The following is a 19,008-nucleotide window of genomic DNA, read 5'->3' as shown; positions in this document are numbered from 1 at the left end:
TACGTACGGCTGAGGGCCCGCGCCGGACGCATCCGGTGCGGGCCCCTCAGCCATGTCCTGCCACTCAGTGAGTGGGGGCTCCCTGCGGCTGCTGCGGGGCGATGCCCAGCGCGGCCGTGTACTGCGAGAGCACCAGCTTGCCGATCGCCGGGTACGCGCCCAGCGGCTCGGCGGCGGCGCAGCCCGCCTCCTTCGCGGCCGCGTCGAGCAGGCCCTCGGCCAGCTCGGGACCGATCAGGTACGGGGCGAGCGCCAGCTGCTCCGAACCGGAGCCGCGCAGCTGCTCGGCGATCGCGGTGATCGAACCCTCCTGGTCGAGCGCGGCGGCCATCACCGGGACGGCCAGGCGCGCGGCCAGCAGCATGCCGGTGATCCCGGCGGCCTGGACGGCCTCCTCGCCGCCGACCGTGGCGAGCACGATGCCGTCGGCGGCCGTGGCGACCGTGAACAGCCGCGCGCGGTCGGCGCGGGCCAGACCGGCCTCCGACAGACGCACGTGCAGCGCCTCGGCGAGCAGCGGGTGCGGACCGAGGACGTCCGTCAGCTCGGCGACGTTGCCGCTGTCCATCACGGCCTGGCGGATCCGGCGCATCAGCGCGCTGTCCGGACCGGCGAGCAGCGGTACGACGACGGCGGCGGGGCCCCGCGGGGGGCTGACCTCGCGGCCGGCGGCCACGCCCAGCTGGTACCGCTCGGTGCGCAGCGTCTCGGCGCGTGCCAGTACAGCGGCGAGGGTGGGGTACTCGGCGTCGTCACCGTCCAGGTAGCCGATCGCTGCCTCCAGGCCGGGCAGCTCGGAGCGGGCGATGCTCACGACCTCTTCGGCCAGCGAGCGTATGGCGGGCGACGGCGCGCCCGGGACGGCGAGCACCAGGGTGGGAGCGCCCTCGGGCGCCGCCGCGGGTTCGGGGCGACGGTGCCGTCCGGGCTGGCGGGGTCGCGGCATTCGTACAGGCAGGCCGGAAGCAGGCCCAGTGGGGGAGCTCATGCGGCCGCATGCTACTGGTTTTGCCCGCCGCGCAGTGCGGTGAGGTGCAGCTGAGCGTTATCTGTCCCTGTTTGTCCGAAGCGTGAATTACGTGGTCACATGCAACAACTTCGGCTCCACGGGCAGCCGTAGCGAGTCCGTGGCCAGGGCCGCCGCCAGCGCGAGCGCGCCGTCGAGCGGATCCCGGGCGGCCGACGTCGGCCGGGCGTGCGGCAGTTGCCCGGCGAGCTCGGCGCGCAGGGGTACGAGCAGGGGGTCGCCCAGCTTGAACAGGCCCCCCGTCAGGGCCACTTCGTACGCTCCAGGTGCCGGGCACACGGCGGCCGCGGCCTCGGCCACGTGCGCGGCGGCCTGCCGGAGGATCTCCCCCGCCGCCAGGTCGCCGCCGACGGCGCAGCCGGCCACGTCGGGCGCGAAGGAGGCCAGCACGGCGGGCCGGTCCGTCCGGGGGTACAGTGCGGCCGGGAGCCCGGCGGCCGGGCCGAAGCGGGCCTCGGCGCGGGCGAGCAGTGCGGGCGAACCGCCCCGCCGGCCGTCGTGCGCGCGCATCGCCGCCTCAAGACCGGCCCGGCCGATCCAGGCACCGGATCCGCAGTCGCCGAGCAGATGGCCCCAGCCGTCGGCCCGGCGCCAGGTCGTCAGGTCCGTGCCGAGCGCGATGAGCCCCGTGCCGCCCGCCACGACCGCCCCGGGCCGCTGTCCGAGTGCCCCGGCGTACGCGGTGACGGCGTCGGCCGCGAGCGCCAGCGACCGTACGCCGAGGGCCTCCCGCAGGGCGCCCGGCAGCACGGCCCGCAGCTCGTCGCCGAGCGTCGCCATCCCGGCGGCGCCGACGGACATGGCAGCGACGGGGCCCGCCCCCGCGTGGCCGCGCAGCGCCTCGACGGCGGGCAGCAACTGGCCGAGCAGATGGGCTGCCTCGATGCCGCCGGGACCCGTACGCACCGGCTCCCGGGACGTCACGGTCTCCACGGCACGCCCGTCCGAGGCGCGCGCCAGGGCGATCCGCAGCCCGGAGCCCCCGGAGTCGACCCCGACGACCCAGCCCCGGGCGCCGGCCGTCACGGCAGCCGCCAGTCCACCTCCTGCGCCCCCTGGCGCAGAAGCAGCTCGTTGGTGCGGCTGAACGGCCGCGAGCCGAAGAACCCGCGGTCCGCCGACATGGGGGAGGGGTGCGAGGACTCGATCGCCGGCAGATCACCGAGCAGTGGACGGAGGTTGCGAGCGTCACGCCCCCACAGCACGGACACCAGGGGCTTGCCACGGGCGGCAAGCGCCCGGATGGCCTGCTCCGTGACCGACTCCCAGCCCTTGTCGCGGTGCGCCCCGGGCTTCCGCGGGGCCGTGGTGAGCGCCCTGTTGAGCAACAGCACCCCCTGGCGGGTCCACGGCGTCAGGTCGCCGTTCGACGGCCGGGGGTGCCCCAGATCGGTGTGCATCTCCCGGAAGATGTTGTCCAGGCTCGGCGGCACCGGACTCACCTCCGGAGCCACCGAGAAGCTCAGGCCCACCGCGTGTCCCGGCGTCGGGTACGGGTCCTGTCCGACGATCAGGACCCGCACCTCGTCGAAGGGCTGCTGGAAGGCGCGCAGGACGTTCGCCCCGGCGGGGAGGTAGGTGCGCCCGGAGGCGATCTCCCGGCGCAGGAAGTCGCCCATCGCGGCGATGTTGTCGGCCACCGGCGCGAGCGCTTGCGCCCACCCCGGCTCGACGATCTCATTCAACGGTCGTGCTGCCACGGCCGTCACTCTACTGGCGCACTGTGACAGTCCTTCACCCGATCACCGCCGCCCGTACGCACAGCACGTCCGGCAGATGCTCGGCGAGGAGTCGCCAGCTGTCGCCGTCGTCCGCGCTGGCGTACAGCTCGCCGTTGCGGTTGCCGAAGTAGACGCCCGCCGGGTCTCCGTCGTCCGTGCACAGCGCGTCCCGCAGCACCGTGCCGTAGTGGTCGCCCTCGGGCAGCCCGGCGGTCAGCGGCTCCCAGCTCACGCCGGCGTCACTCGTACGGTAGACCCGGCAGCGGCGGCCCGCGGGCACCCGGTCCTCGTCCGCGTTGATGGGGAACACATAGGCCACATCGGCCCGATGAGGGTGCGTGGCGACGGCGAAGCCGAAGTCGGAGGGCAGGCCCTTGCCGATGTCGGTCCACTTCGCGCCCGCGTCGTCGCTGCGGAACACGCCCCAGTGGTTCTGGAGATAGAGCCGGTCCAGGTCGCCCGCGTCCTGCGCGATCTTGTGCACGCACTGGCCGAACTCCGGGTCCGGATCGGGCAGGAAGACGGCGGACACGCCCTGGTTGGACGGGTCCCAGCTGGCGCCGCCGTCCCGGGACCGGAACACTCCCGCCGTGGACACCGCGACCGTCACCGCCGCCGGGTCGCGCCGGTCGGTCACGATCGTGTGCACGGCCTCGCCGCCTCCGCCGGGCACCCACTTGGACCGGGTGGGGTGCTCCCAGAGCGGCCGGACCAGTGCGAACGACTCCCCGCCGTCCTCGGACCGGAACAGCGCCGCGGGCTCCGTCCCGGCGTAGACGACGTCCGGGGAGTGCGCGGGCGCGGGGTGCAGCTGCCAGACGCGCTCCAGCGAAGCCCCGGTGTCCTTCGGGAACTTGACGGCCGGTTTGGCCGGCTCGGTCCAGGAGCCGCCGAGGTCGTCGGAGCGGAAGACCGACGGGCCCCAGTGCGAGCTGTCCCCGCCGACGAGCAGACGGGGCGTGGACCGGCGGGTGTCGATGGCGACCGAGTAGATCGCCTGCGCGTTGAAATGGGGTTCGTCGAACTCCCATCGGCCGTCGCGCCGTCGGCCGATGAACAGACCCTTGCGGGTACCTACGGTCAGGACTACGTCGGGCATGGCCGACACCTCCAGGACGCCGTTGTCGCGGATACGGGCCAGTCTGCACCCCACCACTGACAGCGGCGTCCGGAACGGCTTCTCCCCAGGTCGGAGGCGTGTTCCGGGAGAGGTCGCCGGTGGGCTCAGATCGCCCAGGCGTACTGCGTCGGGGCGTGGGCCGTGGCGCCCAGCTCGCGCGCGGCCCGGCGGGCCCAGGAGGCGTCGCGGAGCAGCTCGCGCCCGAGCAGTACGGCGTCGGCCTCGCCGTTGGCGACGATCTTCTCGGCCTGCTCGCTCTCGGTGATCAGTCCGACGGCGGCGACCGGCAGACCCGTCTCGGCCTTCACACGGGCCGCGAAGGGCACTTGGTAGCCGGGGCCGACGGGGATGTCGGCGGGGCCGCCGTTGCCGCCGCTGGAGACGTCCAGCAGGTCGACGCCGTGCTCCTTGAGCAGGCCCGCGAAGCGGACGGTCTCGTCGACGGTCCAGCCGTGGTCCGCGAGCCAGTCGGTGGCCGAGATCCGGAAGAAGACCGGCAGGTCATCGGGCCAGACCGCCCGTACGGCGTCGACGACTTCGAGGGCCAGGCGGGTGCGGTTCTCGAAGGAGCCGCCGTACGCGTCGGTGCGGTGGTTGCTGTGCGGGGAGAGGAACTCGCCGATGAGGTACCCGTGGGCGCCGTGCACCTCGACGACCTCGAACCCCGCCGCGAGGGCGCGCCGGGCGCCGTCGGCGAACCGGGCGACGATCTCCTCGATCTGATCGGTCGTCAGCTCGGTCGGTACGGGATGGCCCTCGGCGAACTCGACGGGGCTCGGGGCGACCGGCTGCCAGCCGTGGTCGTCGGCGGCGACCGGTCCGCGGCCGTCCCACGGGCGCTTCGTGGACGCCTTGCGGCCGGCGTGTCCGATCTGGATGCCGGGCACGGTGCCGTGCTCCTTGAGGAAGGTGGCGATCCGGCGGAGCGCCTCCATCTGGGTGTCGTTCCAGATCCCGAGGTCGAAGGGGCTGATCCGGCCCTCCGGGGCGACGGCGGTGGCCTCCACGAGGATCAGGCCCGTTCCGCCGGTGGCGCGGGCGGCGTAGTGCGCGAAGTGCCAGTCGTGCGCGACGCCCGCGTTCGGGCCGAAGACCTCCGCGGAGTACTGGCACATCGGGGCCATCCAGACCCGGTTCGGGATGGTCAGTGACCGGAGGGTGTAGGGCTCGAACAGGGCGGCGCTCATGGCGGACTCCTCTGGCGGGGGCCTTGCGGGGCGGTTCAGGGATGCTCGTACGATAGCCGTCGTAGTACGGCAGCTGTCAAACTACGAGGATTATCGTACAATGGTGGCTTCCCGATGAAGTGGAGCCGCTGTGACGACCGCGACCAAGGCCCGCGTCCTCGACCACCCCTCGCGGGCGGAGATACGTCTGGAGGGCGTGCTCCATGCGCTCTCGGACGCGGTGCGGCTGCGGATCGTCAGCGATATGGCGCGTGCCGACGGCGCAGAGCTGAGCTGCTCGTTCTTCGATCTCCCGGTGACCAAGTCGACGCGTACGCACCACTTCCGTGTGCTCCGCGAGAGCGGCGTCATCGAGCAGGTCTACCGGGGCACGGCCAAGATGAACGTCCTTCGCCGCGACGACCTCGACGCCCTCTTCCCGGGCCTCCTGGACACCGTCCTGCGCGCGACGGAGGTACAGGACGCCCGCCGGGACGATTAGGGGCTCACGCCCGCGGCTTCACGCCCGCGGCTTCACGCCCGAACCTCACGCCGGCGGCTTCACGCCCGCGCCTCACGCCCCCGGTGTGTCCTCCCGGGCCGCCGCGCGGAGCCCCGCCCAGTCCGGGATCTTGACCCGGCCGCGGCCGAGGGAGTGGCCGAGGGCCGATTCCGCGTCCTCGATGGAGAGCCAGCCCCGCCAGGCGACCGGCTCGTGGCCGAGGCCCCGGAGCGCGTCGAGCGGGTCGCCCGCGAGCGGCCGGTCGGCCAGCTCCGCCGCGTCGGACAGCAGCGAGGCGACCGTCTCCTTCGCGCACGGGCGGTTCGTCCCGATGACGCCCGTCGGCCCGCGCTTGATCCAGCCGGCCACGTACTCGCCGGACGACGGAGCGCCGTCACGGAGCACCCGGCCCGCCTCGTTCGGGACCGTGCCCCGCGCCTCGTCGAAGGGCAGTCCGGCCAGCGGGATCCCCTTGTACCCGACGGCCCGCAGGACCAACTGGGCCTCGATCTCCTCGTAGCGACCGGTGCCCCGCACGCCCCCGGCGCCGTCCGGCTCCGTCCGCTCGAAGCGGACCGCCGCCACCCGGCCGCCCTCGCCGAGCAGCTCCACGGGCCGCAGGAAGAACCGCAGCCGGATCCCGCGCGCCGCGTCCGCCCCGGAGCCCGCGCCGTCCGCCGCCCAGCCGCGGACCACCTCCACGTTCCGCCGGTTCACCGCGGGCAGACCCGAGGGGTCGGCGTACGAGGGATCCAGGGCCAGGTCCGCCGGGTCCACCCGTACCCGCGCGTCCGGCAGCGCGCCCAGCTCCCGCAGCTCCTTCGTCGTGAACTTGGCCTGCCCGGGGCCGCGTCGGCCCACCATGTGCACCTCGCGTACCCGGCTGGCCGCCAGGGCGCTGAGCGCGCCCTCGGGCACGTCCGTGGGCCGCAGCTCGTCCGCGCCCCGCGCCAGGATCCGGGTGACGTCCACCGCCACGTTGCCCACCCCGATGACGACCGCCGAGCGGGCGTCCAGACCGGCGCCGGAACCGGCGAAACCGTTCCGCAACGCGTCGGGGTGCGCGCTGTACCAGGAGACGAAGTCCGTCGCCGACCAGGAGCCCGCCAGATCCTCGCCCGGTACCCCGAGCCGCCGGTCCCGCGCCGCGCCCACGCAGTACACGACGGCGTGGTACAGCTCCAGGAGGCGGGCCGGGGTCAGCCCCCGCGCGCCGACCTCGACGTCCCCGACGAAGGCGATCCGCTCGTCCTCCAGGACGGCCCGCAGGTTCTGCTGGAGCGACTTGATCTTCTCGTGGTCGGGCGCGACCCCGTAGCGGACCAGGCCGTACGGGCAGGGCAGCCGGTCCAGGACATCGACCCGCACCCCGGGCACCACCGACTGCTGGACCAGCGACTGGGCCGTGTAGACCCCGCTGGGCCCGGATCCGACGACAGCGACACGAAGCACGTCCGTACTCCTTCCCGCCGCGGGGCAGCTGCCCGCCGAGAGGCTTCCAGCATCCCACCGGAAGCCCTCGGAGGGGAGGTGCGCGACCGCACGGGAGGCGTCGCGAGGGTCCTACATCCCCTGCATCCGGTTGATCTCCGCCGTCTGCTGCGCGATCACGTCGTTCGCCATCTCCTCCACGAGCACGTTGTTCCCGTTCCCCAGCACCTCGGCGGCCATCGTCACCGCGCCCCCGTGGTGGGTGATCATCAGCTTCAGGAACAGCTCGTCGAAGGCCTTGCCCTTCGCCGCCCGGAGCTGCGCGAGCTGCGCCTCGGTCGCCATCCCGGGCATCGTTCGGTGGTCGCTGCCGCTCTGCTCGCGCGGGCCGCCGTTGCTCTTGAGCCAGCCCTCCAACGCGCCGATCTCCGGCTTCTGCGCCGCCGAGATCCGGTCCGCCAACTTCGTGATCTGCGCCGATCCGGCCCGGTCCGGAACGAGCGCGGTCATCGTCAGCGCCTGCCGGTGGTGGACGATCATCATCTGCGCGTAGCCGAAGTCCGCCGCGTTGGGCTTGTCGTCGGGCAGCAACTTGGACGCCTCGGCGGGGGATATCCGTTTCGCAGGTTCGCCCGGCTTCCCCGGTGCCACCACCGCGGGCCCCGTGGACCCCTGGCTCTGCGGCGACGCGTCCTTGCCGGACTCGGAGTCGCAGGAGGCCAGGGCGAGTACGGCGACGGCGCTCAGCCCCACGGCGACGGCTCCGCGGATGCGACGGCGGTTCAACAAGGCGACCTCCACGGGTTGTTGATCAAAAACCTGGATTACATGCGTGTTGCCATCTGTTGAGATGTGCACGCTAAGGACGATACTGCCGGGGTCCATCAGACCGTTCGACCACGAACGGACACAAGGGAGGACGGAGTGACTTCGTTGCGAACCACGCGCACCACGCGTAGCCCGCGCACTCGGATCAGAGGACTGGGCGTGGCGACCGCCGCGGCCGGACTGCTGGTCAGCCTGCTGGCGGCCGGCCCCGCCGCCGCCACGCCCGACCCCGGTGACACCACCGCGCGGGGGACGGTCTCCTCCGAGCAGGCGGCCGACGCGCGGTCCGCCATCCAGAGCGGCGAGATACCCGGTGTGGACGAGATCGTCCACACCGACAACATCCAGCACCTCGTGAACATCCCCAAGGACGCCCTCGCGGGCACCAACTCCGACCTCGCGTTCCAGGGCAAGTACGCCTTCGCGGGCAACTACGACGGCTTCCGCATCTTCGACATCGGCAACCCGCGTGCCCCGAAGACGGTCGCCCAGGTCCTGTGCCCCGGATCGCAGAACGACATCTCCGTCTCCGGCAACCTCCTGTTCCTGTCCACCGACTCCTCCCGCAGCGACAACTCCTGTGCCAGCGTCAGCCAGCCCGCCTCGGAGAAGTCCTCGTGGGAGGGCGTGAAGGTCTTCGACATCAGCGACATCACCAACCCGAAGTACGTCGCCGCCGTCGAGACCGCGTGCGGCTCGCACACCAACACGCTGGTCCCCAAGAAGAAGGACGTGTACGTCTACGTCTCCTCGTACTCGCCCAACGCCGCGTTCCCGGACTGCCAGCCGCCGCACGACGGCATCTCGGTCATCAAGGTGCCCCGCCAGGCACCGGAGAAGGCCGCGATCGTCTCCTTCCCCGTCCTGTTCCCCGGTGAGGGCCCGGACGGCGGCGGCAACCCCGGCGGCCCGACCAACCCGGGCGTCTCCAAGACCACCGGCTGCCACGACATCACCGTGCTGCCGGGCAAGGACATCGCGGCCGGCGCCTGCATGGGCGACGGCATCCTCTTCGACATCAAGGACCCGGAGCGCCCGAAGGTCATCGACCGGGTCCAGGACAACGTGAACTTCGCGTTCTGGCACTCGGCGACCTTCAACCAGAAGGCGAACAAGGTCGTCTTCACCGACGAGCTCGGCGGCGGCGGCGCGGCCACCTGCAACGCGGCCGTGGGCCCGAACCGCGGTGCCGACGGCATCTACGACATCGTCGGCAAGGGCAAGAAGAGCGAGCTCGTCTTCCGCAGCTACTTCAAGATCCCCCGCAACCAGGCGGACACCGAGAACTGCGTCGCCCACAACGGCTCGCTGATCCCGGTCAAGGGCAAGGACCTCATGGTCCAGGCGTGGTACCAGGGCGGCGTCTCCGTCTGGGACTTCACCGACTCCAGCAAGCCCAAGGAGATCGCCTACTTCGAGCGCGGGCCGCTCTCCGCCACCCAGATCAGCACGGGCGGTTCGTGGTCGGCGTACTACTACAACGGTTACATCTACTCGAACGACATCGCCAAGGGCTTCGACGTGCTGAAGCTCGACGACCGTCGTACGGACCCGGCGAAGCGGGTCCGGATGGACGAGCTCAACGTCCAGACCCAGCCGGACTACTTCGAGGACTTCGACGACGACCGGGGCGACGGGGACGACGACTGACGCGGCACCCGGGGCGGTAACACCCCTGCCGTGAAGGGCATGCCGTCGGGCGGACCTCCGTCCGGCGGCATGCCCTGCTCCCAGTCGAGCCCGTACCGCTGGAACAGCTCCGCCCGCAGCCGCGTGACCGGCATCGGCGCGCCGGGCAGCAGCACCGCCACGACCGCGCCCATCAGCAGCGCCCGCAGCAGCGGATAGTCCGCGTCGACGTCGGCCGAGCCGTACCGGGTCACCGTGTCCCGCAGCAGGAACGCGAGCCGCTGCTGCTCCGGACACTGCACGAAGCCCTCGGCCTGCAGGATGCCCGCCATGTGCGTCCGCATCAGCGTGGGATGGTCCACGGCCAGGCCCAGGATCGCGTCGATGGCCCGCGCCATCCGCTCCCGCCCGTCCTCCGCGCGCGGCTCCCGCTCCAGCGCCTCCTCCAGCGTGAGGTGCATCAGCCGGTGCACCGCCGACTGCAGGAGCTGGCGCTTCCCGGGGAAGTAGTACGAGATCAGCCCACGCGCCGAACCGGCCCGCTCGGCGATGTCGCCCAGCGTCGTCGCCTCGTATCCGCGCTCCGACACGAGCTCCACGGTGGCCTGCAGCAGCCGCTCCCGTGAGCGTCGCCGAAGCTCTTCATTGACCGATGGGCTACGCGGGGACATGCTGGACTCCTGCGTTGACTGGCTCGCAGCCAATATACTCAGCGCAGCCTGCTGTCGCGCCTTCATGGCTGGTCAGCGGGGATGCCGTCTGTTCTGGGCGACGCGGGGGATCGTCCAGGACAGGCGGCTTCATGTCGTTTCTCCCATTCTGCTCCGGTTCGGACCCGAGGGATCCGGCCGGTCGGCATCCCGTCCGCCGGCGATTCGTCCGTCCCGGCCGTGACGGCGGTACGTGATGATCGCCACAGCCACCACGCACCAGCCGAGCAGCGAGCCCGCGACGACGTCCGACAGCCAGTGCACGCCCAGGTAGAGCCGGGTCCACCCCGTACCGAGCACGGACACCAGGGCCGCCACCGCGAGCACGCTCCAGCCCCGCCAGGACTCCCGCCAGTGCAGGGCGAACACCCACAGCAGCAGCCCGCAGCCCACCACCGCCGTCGTCGCGTGCCCTGACGGGAAGGCCGCGAACTGCGCCGAGTCGACCGGGTCCGGCCAGCCGGGCCGGGCGCGGCCGAGCGCGGCCTTCATCGCCTGCTGCACGCCCGCCGCCACCAGGACCGCACCCACGAGCCAGAGGGCGAGCCACCGCTCGCGCCGCCACCAGAGCACCAGCGCGGCGAGGACGACCAGCGCGCGCATCGTCCACGGATCCCAGACCCAGTCGCTCAGGATCCGGTTGAGCGCGGTGAACCCGGGCTCGGCGACGGCGCTGCGGTGCAGCGCGTCGGCGACCGACCGGTCCAGCGAGAGAAGCGGGGACCACTCCACCGCCACCAGCACGAGCAGTACCACGAGCAGAGCGGCGGAGACCACGGCGGAGGAGCGCATGGGCCGATCTTCCCCGACCCGTGCGCCGATACGGAATCGTGCGCCCGGTCCGGGTTATCCCAGCGCCCTCAACGCCGGTACGAACGCCACCAGGACGGGCACCACGGGGACCAGCGCGGCGGCCGCCGTCAGCCGCAACCGCCGCATCGCGGTGAGCCGGGGCGCGGCCGTGAGGAGCCGGTTCACCCGCCGGGGAAGGTCCGCGCCGGGGGCCGTACCGGGGCCGAACACCCCGCGCTCCTCGTTCAGTTCGACCAGCGCGAGCGCGATCGTCAGCCGCCCGAACCGCCGCGAGGCGACATCGTCGGCCGCCAGCTCCACCAGCCGGTGCATCTGGTCGCGGAAGGCCGCGAAGACCGGGATCCCGGGGAAGCCGCCCGCCAGCGCGCCCGAGCAGTTCAGCAGCCAGTCGTGGCGCGCCCGGGCGTGTCCCTGCTCGTGGGCGAGGACGGCGTCGAGCTGGCGTCCCTTGAGCCGGCGCAGCGCGGCCGTCGTGATCACCAACTGGGGCGCGGTCCCGGCGAGCCACCAGGCGTCGGGCTTCTCGCCCTCCAGGACGACGAGCCGCTCGCTGCCCGGCTCCTCGCCGGGCAACAGCGGGGAGCGGACGAGGAGTTCGCACCGCCGCTGCCGGCGACGGGCCCGTGCGCCGCGGATTTCCCGGGTGAGCATCGCGCCGGTCCACAGCCCGCCACAGGCCAGGACGACGGCGAGCGCCGCCGACCAGGGCTGGTGGGTGCCCAGTTCGTACGCCTCGATCACCCGACGTGGCGCGGGAGCGAAGACCTGGCCGCGCACCACGTGCCAGGCGGCGGCCGCGCTGAACGTCATCGACAGCGCGAAGCACAGGAGGACCGCCGCCACCACGCACTGCCACATCCAGAGCGCGACCACGGGCTCGCGTTCTCCCCAGTCGGACCGCGAGAGCAGTCGTGGGGCCACGACGGCGGTCAGGACGCCGAGCGCGAGCAACGCGAGGGAGACCAACATGGAGCCAGCCTATGAGCCCCCGCTACTGAGGGGTACGTCACTCGCGGGCCAAGTGACGTACGCCACGGTTTCACGGCCCCGTCGGTTCACGGCGGCTCACTCGACTCACGAGGCTCACCCCGGCTCACACCGGCTCACAGTGCGACGAGCATCGCCAGCATCGCGAGTGCCATCGACAATCGGCACACGAGCGTGAACTCGGGGCGCACCACCCACGCCGGTCCCACGGCCGCTCGCGGCCCCGCGACCGCCACCTGACCCGCCATCTGCCCCGCCACCGGAACCAGCCGCGCGCCCGAACGCAGCACGTACGCCGCGTAGTAGACCAGCAGCGCGCCCGTCACCAGCGGCAGAGCCCCGCCGCCCCCGCCGCCCCCATGGCCGCCGTGCGCCGCCCCGTGGCCCGGCCACGCCATGTAGACCATCGCCAGCGAGCCCACCAGGTGGTGCGGATGGTGACCGCCGTGCCGCAGCGACACCAGCGCGTGCAGCGCCGCCACCCCGAACACCGCCGCGTACACCCCCCACGACCAGGACGGCGGGGACAGTACCGCCGCGGGCAGCGCCATCGCCGTCATCCCGATCCCCATCACCGCCTCGCCCGCCGCCGTCCTGCGCTCCTCTCCCACGCAGCGCCGTGACCGCAGCAGGCAGTAGAGCGTGCTCGCCCCGCACAGCGTCAGCAACAACCAGGCCGTCAGGGTCGGTCCGTGCACGGCACACCTCCCGGGTCTCGTCCTCCCGGTCGATGCCCACGCCCGGTCCGGCGTACGCGAGCGCACAGGCGTACAGGGGGGAGCACGCCCGGGGGCGTTACGCTCGGGGGAATCGTCAGCGCCCCGAGGGGAGACCCGAACAGCATGGACACCGCCACGCCCCAGGACACCGACCGGATCGCGTACCGCGACGCGGTGGAGGACGACGTCCCGGTCCTCGTCCCGCTCGTCGAGTCGGCGTACCGAGGCGACTCCAGCCGGGGCGGCTGGACCACCGAGGCGGACATCCTCCAGGGGCAGCGGACCGACGAGGAGGGCGTGCGCGCCGTCATCACCACGCCCGGCAGCCGGCTGATGGTGGTCGAGCGCGGGGACGAGATCGTCGCCTGCTGCCAGCTCGAACTCCGGGGTGAGGCCGCCTACTTCGGCATGTTCGCCGTGCGCCCCGAGCTCCAGGGCGCGGGCCTCGGCCGCCGGATCATCGAGGAGGCGGAGCGCCGGGTGCGCGAGACCTGGGGCGTGGATGAGATGCACATGACCGTGATCTCGGTCCGCGAGGAGCTCATCTCCTGGTACGAGCGGCGCGGCTACCGCCGTACGGGCCGGATGACCCCGTTCCCGTACGGCGACGAGCGCTTCGGCGTCCCGCAGCGGGACGACCTGCAGTTCGAGCTCCTGGTGAAGCCGCTGGTCTGAGACCGGGACCCGCGTCCTCGGGCTCAGGCCGTGAACCGGCCGGTGCGGCGGATCTCCGGATAGTCGGTCGTCGCGCCGTCCAGCTCAAGGGCGCGGGCGAGCCGCAGGTGGTCCTGGGTGTTGACGACCCAGCCGATCACCCGCAGACCCTCCCGGTGGGCGTGCTCGACGGTCTCCAGGGTGAGCTGCCGGATGCTCAGTACGAGCGCGCCGGCGCCGACCGCCTTCGCCCGGTCCACGACGTCCGCGCCCCACTCCTCCGCGACGAGCGCGGTACGGACGCCGGGGACCAGCCGCGCGACCTCGGCGAGGGCCTCGTCGTGGAAGGACAGGACCTCCACCCGGCCGACCAGGTCGCGCCGGTTCAGCACCCCGGCGAGCACCCGGGCCGCCGCCGCGTCCTTGATCTCGGCCTGGAGCGGGGACCGCACCGCGTCGAGGACGTCCTCGAAGACGGGGACGCGCTCCCCGTCCCCCGCGTCCAGCTCACGCAGCTCCGCGAGGGTCTTGTCGGCGATCGGACCGCTGCCGTCGGTGGTCCGGTCGACGTCCGGGTCGTGCATGACGACGAGGGCGCCGTCCTTGCTCAGATGCAGGTCCAGCTCGATGACGTCCATCCCGGCCTGCTCGGCGCGGACGAAGGAGCGCAGCGTGTTCTCGGGCTCGACGCCCATGACTCCGCGGTGACCGATGGTGAGGAAACTCAAGACATTCTCGCTTCCGTCGATGTCCGGGCCCAGGTCCCTCCGGGCTCCCGGTGCGGCTCGGGGCGCAGCCTAATGACTCCACCGGAAGAAGGAAGGTACGCGCGCGGGGGCCTGTGTCGCGGCGGCGGATGCGACTGTGGCGACCCGGCTGGACAGGAAAATTCACGGTGACCATGGGGGTCGCGCAGGATAATTTCTCTTGCTCCTCTTGTCTCGAGGATCCGTACACGGATACGGTGTCTTGACGCGAGGTTCTCCTGTGGAGGAAGAGTAATGACGGAAATTCTTGTGCAGGACGCCACCGGTGGGGGGATAACCGCCGCTGCTCCGGTGATCGAGCACCCGGCCTGGCCCGAGCTCAGGAATGCCGTGGAGGAGCTCCGCCCCTGGCAGAGCAAGGACGGCTCCATCGACTTCGACGCCGAGGGCGCGCCCTCGGCCGACCACGCCCGCGCCACGGTCGAGCGGATCGTGACGGCGGTCGAGAAGCTCTCCCCGCTGCTCCCGCACGACGCGGAGTACCACCGCGCGCTCGTCGCCGACCTGCGCAGCTGGGCCGACGGCGGCTTCGAGGTCCCGGACTTCCTGGACTCGCTGCTCGCCTTCCAGCCGGCCGCCGACCGCCAGGACGGGCTCCAGCACCTGGCGCTCTTCCCGATGTACACCCAGAACGGCAACCCGGACCGCAACCTCGAAGCCGTCGTGCTGCGCATGGTCTGGCCGGAGTGGCTCTCCGAGCTGGAGCGCACCCGCTACGACAACCCGCTGTTCTGCGGCATCACCTTCGAGGACTTCACCGCCGGTTACGACACCAACTCGGCCGTCCTCTTCCCCGAGACCATCGCCGTCCGCGAGGCCCCCGAGCGCTTCAGCTGGGGCGGCATCTTCTGCGACCGCGAGGCCGCCCGCTTCCGCAAGGTCACCGAGGCCGCCGTGGACATCCTCGGCATCGAGCTGCCCGAGGACATCGCGGCCATGGTCGAGGACCAGAAGCGCTGTGAGGCCGCCTTCGTGCTCTGGGACATGGTCCACGACCGCACCCACAGCCACGGCGACCTGCCGTTCGACCCCTTCATGATCAAGCAGCGCCAGCCGTTCTGGATGTACGGCCTGGAGGAGCTGCGCTGCGACCTCACCGCCTTCAAGGAGGCCGTGAAGCTGGAGGCCGAGGGCAACGCCCACGGGCGTGACGTGCAGTACGCCGTGCTCTTCGACCGGATGTTCCGCTTCCCGGTCACCGGCGACCGCAACCGCAACTACGACGGTCTGGGCGGCCAGCTCCTCTTCGCGTACCTCCACAAGCACGACGTGGTGCGCTGGACGGACAACACCCTCAAGATCGACTGGCAGCGGGCCCCCGAGGTCACCAACCAGCTCTGCGCCGAGATCGAGCAGCTGTACCGCGACGGCATCGACCGTCCGAAGCTGGTCCACTGGTTCAAGGCGTACGAGCTCGTCTCCAGCTACCTCGCCCCCCACCCCGGATCGCGCTGGGCCAAGGGTCCCGACGCCCTGGACCTGACGCAGCCGCCGCGCAAGCTCGTGGACGACGTGCTTCCGGACGAGTTTCCGCTCAGCATGTTCTATGAGGCCCTCTCCAAGAAGCTGAAGGCCGTGATCGCCTCCACCAAGGGCATCACCGCCGCCAACGCTTCGCGGGCCGAGCAGGCTGCCGCGTGAACCCAGTCACGGAGGAGGAGGGGACGACCATGAACGGCAACGGGAACGGCGGGCCGCTGGAGGGTGCCGTCATCGCGGTCGCGGGAGCGGCCGGTCCGGCCGGGCGGGCGACGCTGATGCGCCTCGCCGAAGCCGGCGCCATCGTCGTCGGCGCCGACGCGGACCCGGCCCGGCTCGCCGAGGCGGTCGACGCCGCCCGGTACGCCCACGGCGGCGCCACGGTCATCGGCGACACGGTCGACCTGTTCGACCTCGGCGCGGCCCGGGAGTGGGCCGACAAGACCGAGAAGGAGTTCGGCCGGATCGACGGCCTGGTCCACCTCGTCGGCGGCTGGCGCGGCAGCGCCTCCTTCGGCGAGACCGACCTCGCCGACTGGAACTTCCTGGAGAAGCTCCTGATCCGCACCGTCCAGTCCACCTCGCTCGCCTTCCACGAGCCGCTGCTCCGCAGCGACCGCGGCCGCTATGTGCTGATCAGCGCCGCCGGCGCCTCGAAGCCGACCGCCGGAAACGCGGCCTATGCCTCGGCCAAGGCCGCGGCCGAGGCGTGGACGCTCGCCATGGGCGACGACTTCCGCAAGGCGGGGGGCGAGGAAGGACCCAAGGCGGCGGCTGCCATCCTGGTGATCAAGGCACTGGTGCACGACGCCATGCGCGCCGAGCGCCCGAATGCGAAGTTCGCGGGCTTCACCGACGTCAACGATCTGGCCGACGAGATCGCCGCCGTCTGGGACCGGCCCGCACAGGAAGTGAATGGACAGCGTCTGTGGCTGACCCCCAAGCCGTGACCCCGGCCCTCCCGTCCGGCCTGCCCGCGAAGACCGACGCCCGTCGTCACCACGACCCGTCGGTCCGGGGCTTCGCCAGCGACAACTACGCGGGCGTCCACCCGGAGGTACTCGCCGCCATCGCCCTCGCCAACGGCGGTCACCAGATCGCGTACGGCGAGGACGAGTACACCGAGCACCTCCAGCGGATCATGCACAGCCACTTCGGTCCGAGCGCCGAGGCCTTCCCGGTCTTCAACGGCACCGGCGCGAACGTCACCGCCCTCCAGGCGCTGACCGACCGCTGGGGCGCGGTGATCTGCGCCGAGTCCGCGCACATCAACGTGGACGAGGGCGGCGCCCCGGAGCGGATGGGCGGCCTCAAGCTGCTCACCGTGCCGACCCCGGACGGCAAGCTCACCCCCGAGCTGATCGACCGGCAGGCCTGGGGCTGGGAGGACGAGCACCGCGCCATGCCGCAGGTCGTCTCGATCACCCAGAACACCGAGCTGGGCACGGTCTACACCGTGGACGAGATCCGGGCCATCGTGGAGCACGCCCACGGCAAGGGCATGAAGGTGCACCTCGACGGCGCCCGGATAGCCAACGCGGCCGCCTCCCTGAACGTGCCGATGCGGGCGTTCACCAACGCGGTCGGCGTGGACGTCATCTCGTACGGCGGCACCAAGAACGGGATGATGTTCGGCGAGGCCGTGGTGGTCCTCAATCCGGACGCGGTCAGCCATATGAAGCACCTGCGCAAGCTGTCGATGCAGCTCGCGTCCAAGATGCGGTTCGTGTCGGTGCAGCTGGAGGCGCTGCTCGCCAAGGACCTGTGGCTGCGCAACGCCCAGCACGCCAACGCGATGGCGCAGCGCCTCGCGGCCGGCGTGCGGGAGGTGGACGGGGTGGAGATCCTCCACCCGGTGCAGGCCAACGCCGTCTTCGCACGGCTCCCGCACGAGGTCAGCACCCGGCTGCAGAAGCGGTTCCGCTTCTACTTCTGGGACGAGGCCGCGGGCGATGTGCGCTGGATGTGCTCGTACGACACCACGGAGGACGACGTCGACGCCTTCCTCCAGGCGCTGAAGGAGGAGCTGGCGCGCTAGCGCCCTCTCATGGCATAAGTATGCGACCGGCCGGAAAGTCATTGACTTCCGGCCGGTCGTCTTCCTAGGGTCCCGGCTATGGAGCTGATCCAGCAGGACCCCGAGCTCTCCGCCTATCTCGCCGCGGACGAGGCCGTCGACCACGAGCACCCCGTCGTGCGCGAGACGGCCGCCGCGCTGCGCGCCCGGCACCCTGACGTACGCGCGTACGCCCGTGCGGCGTACGCCTACGTACGGGACGAGATCCCGCACTCGAGCGACACCGGCGACCTCCGCGTCACCTGGCGCGCCTCCGACGTCCTCGCGCGTCGCACCGGGATCTGCCACGCCAAGGCGCACGCGCTCGCCGCGCTGCTGCGCGCCGAGTCGATTCCGACGGCGCTCTGCTACCAGAAGTTCGAGGTGCTGCACGGGCTGGTCGCGATCAGGCTTCCCGGTACGGACGCCTGGCACCGGCAGGATCCCCGCGGCGGCGTCCCGGGTCGGGAGGCGGAGTTCTCCCTGGAGCAGGAACAGCTGGCCTTCCTGCCCGACCCCGAGTTCAATGAAGTGGACTATCCGGTGTTGTATTCTGTACCGCATGCGGGAGTGCTGAGCGCCATGCGGTCGGCGCCGGACAGTCCGGAGCTCTTGCGCAGCCTGCCGACCGACCTCTGACGCAAGGACGACGATGCCCCTCACCCTGACGGTGTCCGACGAAGTGCGTGCCCTCGTGCCCGGCTTCACCCACCTGGCCATCGAGGCCCACGGCCTGGTCAACGGGCCCAGCGACGAGGCGAGTTCGGCCCTGCTGGACGCCGCCGCACGCCGCCTCGCCGAGCGGCTCGACGGCCTGGCCCCCGACAAGGACCCGCACATCGCGGCCTGGCGCGCCGCGTACTCCGCGTTCGGCGCCAAGCCCTCCCGTACCCGCAACTCCGCCGAGGCGCTGGCAAAGCGCGCGCTCGCCGACGGCGGGCTGCCCCGGATCAACCGGCTCGTCGACGCCTACAACGCGATCAGCGTCGCGCACCTCATCCCGGCCGGCGGCGAGGACCTCGACCGCATCCAGGGCGCCATGAGGCTCGTACGGGCAACCGGCGACGAGCCGTTCGTGACCATGGCGGGCGGCGAGGAGACCGTGGAGCACCCGGAGCCGGGCGAGATCGTCTGGTGCGACGAGGCGGGCGTCACCTGCCGCCGCTGGAACTGGCGCCAGGGCCCGCGCACCCGCATCGACGACGACACCGTCAACGCGGTCTTCCTGCTGGAGTCGCTCGCGCCGATGACGCGCGAGGAACTGCTCGCGGCGGGCGCGGAGCTCGCCGAGTCGCTGGAGAAGCTGAGCCCCGGGGCGCGGATCACCCTCCGGGACCCGGAGTAGGGCGTACCGCTGCCCGGAGTGACGTTTCGGCGCGGGGTTCGTCCCGGCGCGCAG

General features: G+C 72.0%; 20 protein-coding genes. 8 read left to right on the top strand and 12 right to left on the bottom strand.

Features of this window, described 5'->3' with window-relative positions; all coding sequences use genetic code 11:
* Positions 1-64 precede the first annotated feature (64 nt).
* The 5 genes from Q5762_RS03905 to Q5762_RS03885 all read right to left on the bottom strand — a co-directional run bounded on the left by Q5762_RS03905 (position 65) and on the right by Q5762_RS03885 (position 5,055).
* Positions 65-988, bottom strand: a complete 924-nt coding sequence (locus Q5762_RS03905; RefSeq protein WP_315890492.1) for a hypothetical protein — start codon at positions 986-988, stop codon at positions 65-67.
* 87 nt (positions 989-1,075) lie between these two features.
* Entirely contained in the window at positions 1,076-2,053 is a 978-nt protein-coding gene (locus Q5762_RS03900; protein ID WP_315890491.1) for a BadF/BadG/BcrA/BcrD ATPase family protein, read from the bottom strand.
* Positions 2,050-2,727: a uracil-DNA glycosylase gene (locus Q5762_RS03895; RefSeq protein ID WP_315890490.1), complete on the bottom strand. Its 678-nt coding sequence runs from the start codon at positions 2,725-2,727 to the stop codon at positions 2,050-2,052. The genes Q5762_RS03900 and Q5762_RS03895 overlap by 4 nt, the downstream gene beginning before the upstream one ends.
* A 34-nt stretch (positions 2,728-2,761) precedes the next feature.
* Positions 2,762-3,847 (bottom strand): exo-alpha-sialidase, encoded by a 1,086-nt coding sequence (locus tag Q5762_RS03890; protein WP_315890489.1) that lies wholly within the window; start codon positions 3,845-3,847, stop codon positions 2,762-2,764.
* Between the two features lie 125 nt (positions 3,848-3,972).
* Entirely contained in the window at positions 3,973-5,055 is a 1,083-nt protein-coding gene (locus tag Q5762_RS03885; protein ID WP_315890488.1) for an NADH:flavin oxidoreductase/NADH oxidase, read from the bottom strand.
* A gap of 130 nt (positions 5,056-5,185) precedes the next feature.
* On the opposite strand from Q5762_RS03885, the gene Q5762_RS03880 reads away from it, so the two are divergent.
* A complete protein-coding gene (locus Q5762_RS03880; protein WP_315890487.1) occupies positions 5,186-5,536 on the top strand; it encodes a helix-turn-helix transcriptional regulator in 351 nt (116 codons plus the stop codon).
* A gap of 72 nt (positions 5,537-5,608) precedes the next feature.
* Here the strand turns inward: Q5762_RS03880 and Q5762_RS03875 are convergent, their stop codons facing one another.
* Both Q5762_RS03875 and Q5762_RS03870 read right to left on the bottom strand, forming a co-directional pair.
* Entirely contained in the window at positions 5,609-6,988 is a 1,380-nt protein-coding gene (locus Q5762_RS03875) for an FAD-dependent oxidoreductase (protein ID WP_315890486.1), read from the bottom strand.
* Positions 6,989-7,099: 111 nt separating this feature from the next.
* Positions 7,100-7,756, bottom strand: coding sequence for a DUF305 domain-containing protein (locus tag Q5762_RS03870; RefSeq protein WP_315890485.1), 657 nt, complete (start codon positions 7,754-7,756; stop codon positions 7,100-7,102).
* Between the two features lie 135 nt (positions 7,757-7,891).
* On the opposite strand from Q5762_RS03870, the gene Q5762_RS03865 reads away from it, so the two are divergent.
* On the top strand, positions 7,892-9,445 hold the full coding sequence (locus Q5762_RS03865) for a hypothetical protein (protein ID WP_315890484.1): 1,554 nt from the start codon (positions 7,892-7,894) through the stop codon (positions 9,443-9,445).
* Here Q5762_RS03865 and Q5762_RS03860 read toward each other — a convergent pair.
* The 4 genes from Q5762_RS03860 to Q5762_RS03845 form a co-directional block, all read right to left on the bottom strand.
* Positions 9,397-10,095 (bottom strand): helix-turn-helix domain-containing protein, encoded by a 699-nt coding sequence (locus tag Q5762_RS03860; protein ID WP_315890483.1) that lies wholly within the window; start codon positions 10,093-10,095, stop codon positions 9,397-9,399. The genes Q5762_RS03865 and Q5762_RS03860 overlap by 49 nt on opposite strands.
* Positions 10,096-10,224: 129 nt before the next feature.
* Positions 10,225-10,926, bottom strand: a complete 702-nt coding sequence (locus Q5762_RS03855; RefSeq protein WP_315890482.1) for a phosphatase PAP2 family protein — start codon at positions 10,924-10,926, stop codon at positions 10,225-10,227.
* Between the two features lie 54 nt (positions 10,927-10,980).
* Positions 10,981-11,916 carry a M56 family metallopeptidase gene (locus Q5762_RS03850; RefSeq protein WP_315890481.1) on the bottom strand — a complete coding sequence of 312 codons (936 nt, stop codon included), beginning with the start codon at positions 11,914-11,916 and terminating at the stop codon, positions 10,981-10,983.
* A 134-nt stretch (positions 11,917-12,050) separates the two neighbouring features.
* Complete coding sequence (locus Q5762_RS03845; RefSeq protein WP_315890480.1) at positions 12,051-12,632, bottom strand: DUF5134 domain-containing protein; 582 nt, start codon at positions 12,630-12,632, stop codon at positions 12,051-12,053.
* Between the two features lie 144 nt (positions 12,633-12,776).
* Between Q5762_RS03845 and Q5762_RS03840 the strand changes: the two genes are divergently transcribed.
* Positions 12,777-13,328: a GNAT family N-acetyltransferase gene (locus tag Q5762_RS03840; protein WP_315890479.1), complete on the top strand. Its 552-nt coding sequence runs from the start codon at positions 12,777-12,779 to the stop codon at positions 13,326-13,328.
* Positions 13,329-13,351: 23 nt separating this feature from the next.
* Here Q5762_RS03840 and Q5762_RS03835 read toward each other — a convergent pair whose 3' ends face one another.
* Positions 13,352-14,035 (bottom strand): glycerophosphodiester phosphodiesterase family protein, encoded by a 684-nt coding sequence (locus tag Q5762_RS03835; protein WP_315890478.1) that lies wholly within the window; start codon positions 14,033-14,035, stop codon positions 13,352-13,354.
* 273 nt (positions 14,036-14,308) lie between these two features.
* Between Q5762_RS03835 and Q5762_RS03830 the strand changes: the two genes are divergently transcribed.
* The 5 genes from Q5762_RS03830 (at position 14,309) to Q5762_RS03810 (ending at position 18,954) form a co-directional block, all read left to right on the top strand.
* Entirely contained in the window at positions 14,309-15,715 is a 1,407-nt protein-coding gene (locus Q5762_RS03830; protein WP_315890477.1) for a DUF6421 family protein, read from the top strand.
* A 29-nt stretch (positions 15,716-15,744) separates the two neighbouring features.
* On the top strand, positions 15,745-16,503 hold the full coding sequence (locus Q5762_RS03825) for an SDR family oxidoreductase (protein ID WP_315890476.1): 759 nt from the start codon (positions 15,745-15,747) through the stop codon (positions 16,501-16,503).
* Entirely contained in the window at positions 16,482-17,591 is a 1,110-nt protein-coding gene (locus tag Q5762_RS03820; RefSeq protein WP_315890475.1) for a low specificity L-threonine aldolase, read from the top strand. Before Q5762_RS03825 ends, Q5762_RS03820 begins: the two co-directional genes overlap by 22 nt.
* Positions 17,592-17,669: 78 nt before the next feature.
* Positions 17,670-18,248, top strand: a complete 579-nt coding sequence (locus tag Q5762_RS03815; RefSeq protein WP_315890474.1) for a transglutaminase domain-containing protein — start codon at positions 17,670-17,672, stop codon at positions 18,246-18,248.
* A 13-nt stretch (positions 18,249-18,261) separates the two neighbouring features.
* Positions 18,262-18,954 carry a phenylalanine--tRNA ligase beta subunit-related protein gene (locus Q5762_RS03810; RefSeq protein ID WP_315890473.1) on the top strand — a complete coding sequence of 231 codons (693 nt, stop codon included), beginning with the start codon at positions 18,262-18,264 and terminating at the stop codon, positions 18,952-18,954.
* The last annotated feature ends 54 nt before the right edge of the window (positions 18,955-19,008 follow it).

This window comes from Streptomyces sp. P9(2023) (genome assembly GCF_032436795.1).
Classification (GTDB): domain Bacteria; phylum Actinomycetota; class Actinomycetes; order Streptomycetales; family Streptomycetaceae; genus Streptomyces.
The sequence above is the reverse complement of the archived record's forward strand: the minus strand, read 5'-3'. Positions and strand labels throughout refer to the sequence as shown.